General features: G+C 65.7%; 1 protein-coding gene. It reads right to left on the bottom strand.

All coding sequences use genetic code 11. The features are described 5' to 3' along the window. Nucleotides 1-2066, bottom strand: a 2066-nt coding sequence (locus tag DBR12_RS22225; protein WP_369861640.1) for a diguanylate cyclase domain-containing protein, incomplete at its 3' end; no start/stop codon positions are given. Nucleotides 2067-2095 lie beyond the last annotated feature (29 nt).

The following is a 2095-nucleotide window of genomic DNA, read 5'->3' on the forward strand; positions in this document are numbered from 1 at the left end:
CCGATGCTCGGGGTGCTGTAGTGCTGGGCACCGTCCAGGTCAAAGGGCTGGTTCAGGCTGGCCAGGAGTTTCTCGGCAACGGTTTCTGCCTGGGTGGCAGCACTTTGCAGCTCGGGCGCCAGGGCTTCGAGCATGACAACAAATTCGTCGCCACCGAAACGGGCCACGGTGTCCGCCTCGCGCACGCTGCGCACCAGACGGGCGGCCACTTGCGACAACAGCTGGTCGCCCATGTCGTGGCCCAAGGTGTCATTGAGGTCCTTGAAGTTATCGAGGTCGATGAACAGCAGGGCGCCCAGGCTTTTGGTGCGCTGGCAGGCGGCGATGGAGCGCTGCAGGCGATCGAGCAGCAGGCGCCGGTTGGGCAGGCCCGTGAGCGCGTCGTAGAAGGCCAGGCGTTCGATTTCCTGCTCTGCGCGCTTGCGGTCCGTGATGTCACGGCACACACCCAGCACGCCCGTCACGCGGCCGTGCAGGTCGCGGATCGGGGTCTTGATGGTCTCGAACTGGCCCTGGTAGCCATCCTCCGCAAAGGTGAGCGTTTCCTCATACACCAGCGGCTGCCAGGCCTGCATGGCGCGCTGGTCGTACTTGCGAAAGCGCTCAGCCTCGGCGGGCGTGGTCAGGTCGTAGTCATTGCAGCCCACCACATCGCGTTCGGGCCGGCCCGCAAAACGCTCGAAAACGGGGTTGACCGACAGGTAGACGCCCTCGGCATCCTTGAGAAACACCATGTCGGGCATGGCGTTGACCACGCGGGCCAGGTGCGCCTTCTGGTGCGCCAGTTCCTGCTCGATGCGCTTGAGCGCCGTGAGGTCGTAGGCGAACAGCACCACGGCCGATGTGCCCTGCCCTGCAACGGCCTCGGGCGCAATCGTGGTGTGGCGGTACTGCATGCCATCGGGCCCGTCGATGCGGTTTTCAAACACCGCCGTCTCGCCCGCAAAGGCCTTGTCGAAGTGAGGCTGCATGCGCACGAAGACCTCGGGCGCGATCACCTCCTGCAACAGCCGGCCCTGCAAGTCCTGAGGCGCCTTGTAGAGCCAGCGCGCCTGCTGCTCGTTGACATAAAGAACTCGCAGGTCGCGGTCGAGCCGGGCCACTCCGCCCGGCACCAGGCGCAGCATATTGGCCATCAGCGCATCCTTGGCATGCACAGCCTCGGCCGCCTGGTGGTGGGCGGTGATGTCGGTCTGCACGCCATCCCAGAGCACGCGGCCTCCATCCAATCGGCGCGGAGACGAACTCAGGTGCATCCAGCGCACCTGCCCATCCGTGCGGCGCACCCGAAACACTGCCTCCAAACTTGTCATGGACAAGAAAGAATGCCGCTCTGCAGCGCGCAGGCTATCAATGTCTTCGTCCAGGATCTGCCGGTAAAGCACACCAGGGTCGGCCAACACTTCGTGCACGCGCACGCCGTTGAGGCGCTCGATGGCGTCGCCCATGTGTACAAAATGCACGCGGCCGTCGGGTTCGCGCACCACCTGGAACAACACGCTGTGGGGCAGATTGCGGCCCAGCAGCGACAGGCGGCCTTCGCTCTCGCGCAGGCGGCTCTCGGCCGTCTGGATGCGGGCAAAGGGTCGACGGATACCAGCATCAAACACCGCCTGATACAGCAGCGCGTAGGCCACCACCCGCAAGCCATGGGCCAATGGCCCACCGATGGGGGAATGCCCGCCCAGGACCCCCACCGTGATTTCGCCACACACAAACGCCACGGCTGCCCAAGCTAGCAGGCGACTGCGGGGCTGGTTGTCGCCTTCTTGGTCATCGGCGCCAACACGGCGATACAGCACCCCGGCAATCACGGCCAGCGCCAGTGCCAAGCCCACCGCCAGCACCTGGCGCAGCACGCCACCAGCGGTCTGGGCAAACCAGCCCGGCAGGGGGCCCATGGCTGACCCAACCACCACCAAGGTGATGCATCCCGAAACTGCCAGCCAGGCACGGGGTGCCCCTGGCGCAGCCAACCGCGTGGCCATGAGCCCCAGAGTGACCACCTCGGCAATGCGCGCCCAGCTGCTGAGCCACATGGAGATATGGGCGCTACCCACCGGCATGTGCACCGGGCCGGAATGCACCAGTACGC

It is taken from the genome of Acidovorax sp. HMWF029 (assembly GCF_003060895.1).
Taxonomy (GTDB): domain Bacteria; phylum Pseudomonadota; class Gammaproteobacteria; order Burkholderiales; family Burkholderiaceae_C; genus Acidovorax.